At 72.3% G+C, this 9,155-nt stretch carries 3 protein-coding genes; all 3 read left to right on the top strand.

Features of this window, described 5'->3' with window-relative positions; translation table 11 throughout:
* A partial coding sequence (locus tag K6I34_RS24515; protein WP_229328507.1) for a YncE family protein occupies nt 1-3,215 on the top strand: 3,215 nt, incomplete at its 5' end.
* Nucleotides 3,212-5,542, top strand: a complete 2,331-nt coding sequence (locus K6I34_RS24520) for a hypothetical protein (RefSeq protein WP_229328508.1) — start codon at nt 3,212-3,214, stop codon at nt 5,540-5,542. The genes K6I34_RS24515 and K6I34_RS24520, both read left to right, overlap by 4 nt.
* Entirely contained in the window at nt 5,535-9,152 is a 3,618-nt protein-coding gene (locus K6I34_RS24525) for a hypothetical protein (protein ID WP_229328509.1), read from the top strand. Before K6I34_RS24520 ends, K6I34_RS24525 begins: the two co-directional genes overlap by 8 nt.
* Nucleotides 9,153-9,155: the final 3 nt, after the last annotated feature.

Below are 9,155 nucleotides of genomic sequence, written 5' to 3' on the forward strand. Positions count from 1 at the left end.
AGATCCAGCGCAACGTCGGCCCGCTGAACCTCGGCCGCGTCGGCGTGGGCTTCGCCGACGGCACCGTGTGGGTGCTGTTCGACGCCTCCCTCGGCATGGCCGGGCTCACCGTCGGGGTCGACGGGCTGGGCATGGGCATCGAGCTGTCCGACCCGGCCAACCCGCAGTTCCGGCTGGACGGCCTCAGCGTCGGCTACTCCCGTCCGCCGCTGGCCATCAAGGGCGCCCTGATCAACCGCCCCGCGGACGGCACGTACGACACGCTGATCGAGGGGGCACTGGCCGTCTCGGCGGAGGAGTTCGGCCTCACGGCGCTCGGCGCGTACGCGCAGACCAAGGCGCACCCCGACCAGCCGTCGCTGTTCCTGTTCGGCAAGGTGAACGGCGAGTTCGGCGGGCCGCCGCCCGTGCAAATCACCGGCATCATGGCCGGCTTCGGCCTCAATACGGACCTGCGGCTGCCCGAGGGCGACGAGGTCCTGGACTTCCCGTTCCTCAAGGACTTCACCTCCCCGGAGACCGACCCGCTGGCAGTCCTCGGCAACCTGATGGACGGCAAGGACGCCTGGGTCCGGCCCAGGTCCGGGCAGCTGTGGTTCGCGGCGGGTCTCGAATTCAAGGTCTTCGAGTTCCTCAGCGGCCAGGCGCTGCTGGTGCTGGAGGTCGGCGACGACTTCGCCGTCGCCGTGCTCGGCACGGCCGAGGCACGCTTCCCCAAGGACCAGTCCCTGCCCGCGTACGCGCGGGTGCGGCTCGGCCTGTCCGCCAAGTACCGCGCGAGCGAGGGCGTGCTGAAGCTGACCGCGCAGCTGGCGCCGGGCTCGTTCCTCCTGTCCGAGGACTGCGTGCTGACCGGCGGGTTCGCGCTGTACACCTGGTTCGAGGGCGCGAACGCAGGTGACTTCGTCCTGACGCTGGGCGGCTACTACCCCGGATACAAGAAGCTGCCCGCGTACTATCCGCAGGTGCCGCGGCTGGGCTTCAACTGGCCGGTCACCTCCGAGCTGACCATCAGCGGCGGCTCGTACTTCGCCCTCACCCCCGGCGCGATCATGGCCGGTGGCGCGCTGGACGTGAACTTCCGCTCCGGCGATCTGCACGCCTGGCTGACCGCACAGGCCGACATCCTCATCGAGTGGGCGCCGTTCCACTTCGACACCAGGATCGACGTGAGCATCGGTGTGAGCTTTGTGCTCGACCTGTGGCTGGTGCGCGAGACGATCAGCGTCGAGGTCGGCGCGTCCCTGCATCTGTGGGGCCCGCCGACGGGCGGTGAGGTCACCGTCCACCTCTGGTTCATCTCCTTCACCATCGGCTTCGGCGACGGCAGCGCGAGCGACGACAAGGCCGCATCCTGGCCGGAGGTCGTCAAGCAGCTGCCGAAGAAGGAGGACGCCGTACGGCTCGTGCCCATGGACGGGCTCATGCCGGTGGAGTCCAAGGACGAGCCGGGGCTGTGGACCGTCGGCACCGGCGCCTTCTCCTTCGCGGTGCGCACGGCCGTCCCGATCGGCACGCTGTATCTCGGCGATGACAAGATCCCGGGCGCGGAAGTCGACATCCGCCCGCTGCGCGACGGCGGCAAGAAGCTGGACTCGACGCTCACGGTCACGCTCACCAAGGAGGACTCCACCGCCCAGGACCTGAGCGCCTGGACCGCCACGAAGAACGTGGTGAGCCTGCCCGCCGCGCTGTGGGGCTCGCACGGTGGCCCGCTCACCACCGGCAGCGAGCAGCGTGTCGGCGGACAGCTGACGGGCGTCGACCTGCGCCTCCCGGCCCCCACGCAGGGTGCCACACCCGGACCGGTCAAGGCCGGGACGATCGCGCACGACGACCGCAGGCCGGACGGTGTGCTGCCGCTGACGCAGTCCGTCGTCGTCGCGACAGTCGTCGGGAAGGCCGCCGATCTCGCGGACACGGTCTTCTTCCGGCAGCCGGCCGCGGTGGAGCCCGTTGCCGAGGCCGCACCGGTGAGGGAGGCCCGCCCGACCGTGGGCGCCCTCACCGCCGCCTCGACCGGCGCGGCGGTCGACCAGTCCCGCGACCGGCTGTTCGCCGCCATGGACTACCTGGGCGTGAGCCCCGGCACCAACGAGCGGCTGACCGCCGCCGACGCGCTGGTCGCGGGCGACGCCACGGTGCAGCCCGAGCCCGACCACAGGGGAGGCGCGCCGGCCACGAGCGAGCGGCTGTACGTCCTGGGTGCGGGGACGGTGACGCCGGTCGACGCGCAGAGCCTGACGGCGTACGAACCGATCACGTTGAAGAATCCGGGCGCTGCCTGCCTTGCCGTCAGCCCCGACGGCAGCCGGCTGTGCGCCGCCGCTCCGGCCTCGCAGCACGTCGACGCCTTCGGTATCACCGCCAACCCGCCCGGCGAGGCCGTCGACCTGAACGGCACATCGCCCGCGTGGCTGCCGCAGAACGCGCAGGGGATGTCGTTCTCGCCGGACAACGAGTGGGCGTACATCACCTACGCACAGCCGGACCAGATGTCGATCGTCGACTTCCGGAACGGCGCTCCGGCGGTGCGCCACACGTACGGCACGCTGGGAGCCGGCCAGTCGACGGCCAGACCGGCCGACGTACAGCCCGCCGTGCCGTGGGACAAGACGGTCTACGTCGCGTTGCCCGACGACAACAGCGTGGTGAAGGTGGACGTCGGCAACCTGGACAACCCCACCGCCCAGGCGTACTTCACCGGAGTTCCCGCTCCCACCCGCCTCGCCGTGGACCCCGAGGGCCGCTGGCTCTACGCGCTCAACACGGGCAAGTCCACGGTGACCGTCATCGACGTCAAAGCCAGGACGATCGCCACCACCCTGCGCACGGGCACCGCTCCGAGCGCCCTCGCCGCCTCTGCCGACGGCAAGCGGCTGTACGTGGCGAACGCCGTCACCGGCACCGTCTCGGTCTTCGACACGAGCGGCGACCTGCCCCAGGAAGCGGCCGAGCCCGTGTGGGTGGGCCCGCGGCCGGTCGCGCTGGCGGTGTCCGCCGCCGGTGACCGGCTGTATGTCGCCCGGTCGGAGGGCCGGCAGGTCCAGGTCGTGGACGTCGCGGCGAACCCGCCGGTCCTGCTCCCCGTCACCGTCCCTCTGAAGGACGACCCGCTGGCACTCGCCGTCACCGTACCGCCGACGGTCACCGACACTCCGTCAGCTCCCCGCGACACACGCGTCACCCGAATCACCGAAGGCGGTGCGGCATGAGCCACCCCGAGTACGCCCCGGACCCCGACCCGTCGCTGAACGTGCAGTTCGTCGACTCGCTGGTGCCCAAGCTCACCGCCGGGCGGTACACCCTCACCGCGCGGCAGTCCCTCACCAAGGGAGGCCAGCGGGTCGACACGGACCACTACCTGGACACCCCGGCGACCCAGCAGGTGGAGGTCCGCGCGCCGCGCTTCACCGTGCAGCCGGAGTGGATTCACGGCGCGTACCCGCCGCCGGGCGCCACCGGGCTGTACGACGACGTGCTGCCGCACCTCACGCTCGACCGGGCGACCCTGCCCTGGGAGCGCGTGGAGGAGAACGGCACCCAGCTGCCCTGGCTGGCCCTCCTCGTCTTCGGCGAGGGCGAGCTCCCCGGGACCGACCCGCACTGTCTCGGCCGGACCGAAGCGAAGACGGTGGCCGACCTGCTCGGCTCCGAGGACGGCGTCGTCCTGCCGCACTTCGACTCGGCGGACCCCGTCACCGAGGACGACAAGCAGAAGACGTGCCGCACCGTGCTGGTGCCCGCCGCCGTCTTCCACTCGGTGGCGCCGACCGAGGCCGAACTGCCGCTCCTGACCCACGTCCGCCGGGTCAACGAGCAGCACCAGAGCGTCACCCTCACCGACGACCTGATCCAGGTCGGCGACTATGCGGTCGTCGTCGGCAACCGCCTGCCCCGCTGGACGGGCGGCCGCTACGTCGCCCACCTCGTCTCCCTGGAGGGCTGGCAGTCGCGCCTGCCCGACGGCACCAAGGAGGCGTACGCCGGGCCCGACGAGACGCTGCGGCTCATCTCGCTGTGGTCCTGGTCGTTCGAGACGGTCCCCGACCACGCGCCCGGATTCGCCGCGCTGACCGAGCACTTCGTCGACACCGAGGGCAAGGACGGCTCCGCGCTGCTGCTGCGCGTGCCGCTGCCGGACCGGCCGGTCTCCGGAGACGACCAGCAGGAGGTCGCCGACCGGCTCGACAAGGGCTACCTGCCGGTCTCGTGCCGCACCGAGTCGGGGCGTTCCACCTTCGGCTGGTACCGGGGCCCGCTCGTCCCCCAGCGGCCCGAGACGCTGTCCACGCCCGAACGCCGTCGCTGCGCGGCCGAGGCGCTGATCCACCTGCAGCACTACGGCGTCTTCGACGTCAGCCTCGCGACCGCGTTCACCGCGGGCCGGGGCGTCGCCCTGGCCGACCACCAGTTCGGGGCGGCGCTGCTGCGGCTGCGCGGCAAGGTGCAGCGCGCGGCCGAGAGGAAGAGCCGTACGGCGACCGGCGGGGCACGCGCGCGCATCGAGCACCTGGCGGTCAACGGCCTCGCCGGGCATCTCGGTGAGGTCCTGGCCGTGCCCCCGGGCCGCCGCCCGGCCACCACGGCGGCACCCGCCGTCACCCCCGTACCGGCCGCGACCGGACTGCCCGCCACCGCCGGACTCACCATGCGCCGGCTGCGCGACGACGCGAGCCTGCACGCGCGTCTCGTCTCCGGCGACCCGCTCGTGCACCCGGATGACGACGACCTCGTCCTCGTCCGGGACCGGCTGCTCGGGCTGCGCGACCTGGTGGGCGTGCCCTTCGCGCACCTCGTGCCCGACACCCGGATGCTGCCCGCGGAGAGCCTGCGCTTCTTCTACGTGGACCCCGACTGGACCGCCACGCTGCTCGACGGGGCGCTGAGCGTGGGGCTCTCGCACTCCTTCGACCTCACCTCGGACGAGCTGATGTTCGGGCCCGAGGGCGAGGCCCCGCTGCCACCACTCCCCCAGCCCGTCACCGGTCTGCTGCTGCGCTCGCAACTCGTCAGCGGCTGGCCCGCGCTGGAGGTCCGCCCGTACGCGAACCCCACGGCCGGCGACGGGGAGACGACCCTCCGGGTGCTGCGCCGCGAGGCCCTCGCCGACGACGTCCTGCTCGTCCTCGTCGAGGGCGTGCCGGGCCGGGTCGAGCTCGCCGAGCCCCAGCAGGGCGTCCACTTCGGCATCGACGAGCCGGACCAGGGCGGCAGCGACAACCCCGTCGCGGACGGCATCATCCGCCTGCGCGAGATCGACCCGCAGAGCGGCACACCGCTCGGGGCGGAGACCGGGAAACAGTTCCCGGCCACACCCGGCCTGAGCTCCTTCGTACGCGACACGGGCACCGGCAACCCCGACACCGTTCTCAGCGTCACGCGCCTCGCCGACGGGCTGAAGGACGCGCTGGGTCTGAACCGGCCGCTGACCCCCAGCGAGTTCGCCCTCCAGATGATCAACGCGGCACAGCGCCGCACCTTCACCACGGCACCCGCACAGCACACCCTCATCACGACAGGAGACCACCCCAATGGCTGACCGCGACGAGACCCTCGTCGTCCCGGTGAACGTGGACGCCCTGGTGGTCAACCAGAGCGTGCGCGAACGCGGCGGCCAGGGCTTCCGGCGCTGGCTCCCCAACTTCAACCTGCTGCGCCACAACCGCACCCCCGAGCCCGACCCCTTCACCAACGAGGAGGAGTGGAACGACACGAAGGGCACCGGGAGCGACGACAAGTACAAGCAGCACGACGGTGTGTACGTGCGCTGGGAGCTCCCCGACGCCCTGCGGCACGGAGGGACGCGCGCGGAGGGCGGGAGCACACAGTTCCCCCTCGTGCCCAACCGCTGGCTCGTCGTCCGCCAGGTCACGGGCAAGCCGGAACTGACCACCGGCTGGGTGGTGGAGAGCGACTTCCTGGACCCCGACAAGGGCACGTCGCGCTTCATGCACCCCGTCGACGCCTCGAAGGACCCGGCGACGACGCCGTACCGCGGGACGGTCATCCCGACGAGGATCGGCAGGGCGCAGGACATCGGCGCCGACGGCACCGCGTGGACCGAGCCCTCCGCCTCCGACGCCTCCCGCAAGGACATGTTCCTCACCGCGGTCGGCCCGGGCGTCATGACCTTCCACGTCTACCAGCCGTACCACGAGAACGTCTTCTCGCTGCACGACCCGCTGACCGGCGTCGATGCCACGGCGACCCTGAACTACCAGGTCGTGGGCTGGTATTCGGACCCGGCGCAGGAGCCCCTGGCCACCCGGTCGGCGCAGGGTTCCGTGGAGTCCGCACTGGCCGGGTTCGGCTGGTCGGTCGCCGGTCTGCCGCAGGGCTGGACGCCTAGCAGCACCACGTACTGCGGCCGCGCGCTCGACGTGCGGTGGACGTCCGAGGGAGTCCCGGACTCCGACCTCCCGCAGCGGGAGGACGTCCAGGACAAGGTCGCCGTCGGGAGCAGCGCGGACGAGGCACATGCCGCGCTGGTCGCCGGGGCCCGCACGGCCCTGTCGGCCGATTCCGGCAACGGCATCGACCACACCGACCCCGCGCTCCTGCACCTGCTCGGACAGGGGCTGCTGCACACCCTCGACGAGCCGGACGGTGACATCCTCGCGGCCCAGGCCCTGCACAAGGGCTGGTTCCAGCAGGTGCCGGGCGGCTACGTGTGGCGGCTCGCCAATACCGCGGACAAGGGCAACGTCTCGGGCGATCCGAAGTCGGTCACCTGGTCGGGCGTGGCACCCGAGCACGAGGCGTGGCTGGCGCAACTCAACACCGACCAGAGCGCGTACGACGAGAAGGCACGCGAACTGGCCGCGCTCCAGAAGCGGCTGTACGCCCTGTGGTGGATGCACGGCCTGCCGCTCATCCCGCCGCAGTACAGCCGTGAGCGGCTGCGTGCCGAGATCGACCCGGCGAACCCCGGCGGCCTGGCCGCCACGGTGGCTGCCGAGCTGGCCGAGGTCCGGAAGCGGCAGGCGGATCTCGCCGCCTACGTCAACGGTCACACGCTGCCCGCCGGGTACGAGCTCCGCAAGGAGACGCTGCCGCCGTTCTACCAGGTCACCGACCCGACGGTGGTCCTGGCAGGGGCGAAGAGCCACACCGCGCACAAGCCGCTGACGAAGGACGGCGCCCTGATCTGCCGCATGCCCTCGCAGATCGTGAGCGACGGCCGCGCGAACCCCTTCACCTCGCTGCGGACCGGCGGGCTGCCCCCGGTGGTCCCGGCCCTGCTGACCGAGTTCGCGTGCGTCCTCGACGCGAAAGCGGGGACGTACACGCCCGACATCGCCCCGGACCCGTGGCGGCAGCCCTGGAAGCCGCTGCTGTTCCAGTGGCGGGTCGAGCACCGGCAGGTGCCGTACGGCGACCTCGACGACCCCAACTGGGCCTTCGACGGCAGCCGCTACACGTGGCGGAAGGGCGACGCGGTCACCACGCCGATCGAGGTGACCGGACGGCGCTTCCTCGTCCCGCTGCCGCAGCACACCCTGGGCGGCGGGCTCGAACAGCACGCCGCCGACCACCACGACCCGGCGGTGGCGCAAGCGCTCACCGCGGCCGCGGCGGACATCAAGGACCTGGACCTGCTCTCGCAGCGGCTGGACGGGCTCACCGACACCTTCGCCCTGCGCGACCCGGCGCCCAACCTGCGCCCGCCGGGCGGGATCGGCGACCTCGTCGGCGACGCCTTCCACCACCTGCCGGACGCGGGCAGGCTGCCCGAGTCGTTCAAGGGCTGGCAGCCGTCCGGCTTCACCCAGATCCGGGCGGGCCAGTTCGCGGTGGCCAGGCTGAGCGTCGTCGACGAGTTCGGCCAGACCCTCGACGTCCTGCTGCCGGGCGACGCCGAACACTTCGTCCCGAAGGTCGCCGACAGCCTGCTCACCAACGGGAAGTTCGTCGAGCCCACGGACACGGAGCGGTTCGTCCAGCTCCCGCCGCGGCTGCTCCAGGCGGCGCGGCTGCGGTTCGACTTCGTCGCCGAGCACGACGACGAGCAGCTCGTCGACCTGAACGCGAACACCACACCGGTGGGCGCCTGGATCGTGCCCAACTATGTCGACCGCTCGCTGCTGTGCTACGCGCCGACCGGCGAGCCGCTGGGCGAACTCCGGCTCGACATCGCGGCGGACGGCTCCGGGGAGGACCCGGCGTACGTGATCGGCTGGGGCCCGCTGCCGGACTCCACGGTCCGTACGGTCGACGACCTGCGGGACACGCGGCCGCAGCTGTACGCGTTCGCCCGCGAGCTGGCCGCTAAGGGCCCGGACGCGTTCGCGGACCTGCTCGCCACCGTCGACCACGCGCTGGCCGGGATCGACCCGGGCAACCCGTACGGCGACGAGGTGCTCGGCGCGCTGCTCGGGCGCCCGCTGGCCCTGGTCCGCGTCCGGCTCGGCTTCGAGCTGGACGGCCCGCCGGTCACCGACGCGGGCTGGCAGTACGCGCGGGACTGGAAGGCGCTGACCGAGTGGAAGGACCGTGCGAAGGTGCGGCCCGCGCCCCCGGAGATGGCCCACCTCGACTACCGGTGGCCGGTCCGACTCGGCAACGCCGGGCAGAAGGGCGACGGCCTGATCGGCTATTTCTCCGAGGACGACTACGGGACGTTCTACGCCGTGGCCAAGCCGGAGACGCAGCACACCGGCTACGTCGCGGAGGTCTCCGGCGCCAACTGGCCCGCCCTGCGCGCGGACTCCACGCAGCGGACGCACCTCACGCTGCTGCTCGACCCGATGGCCGCCGTCCACGCGACCACGGACATCCTCCCGGTCACGGAGCTCCGGCTGCCGTCGCGGTTCACCCGCACGGCCATGGCCGCGATGCAGGTGGCGCTGCGGCTGAGCCCCGTGCTGACCACGACGCGGAAGGTCCCGGCCAAGGACGTGGGCGCGGGCCGGGGCGGCACTCCGGCCGGTTTCGTCAACGCCCTCGCCATGCCGCACCCCACGTCCCCGCAGGGCACGTGGGACTGGGCCGAACTGGTCGTCCCCGACGCGCCGGCGGGGGCCGATCCCGCGCCGACGTGGGCCCACGAGCCGATCGTCCAGATCGACCAGGCGGCCCGGCTGGACGAGGACGGCCCGACCGTACGCACCGGCTTCCTGCGCCTGTCCGGCGGCTTCGGCACCAAGTGACTC

This window comes from Streptomyces sp. UNOC14_S4 (assembly GCF_020740835.1).
Classification (GTDB): Bacteria; Actinomycetota; Actinomycetes; order Streptomycetales; family Streptomycetaceae; genus Streptomyces.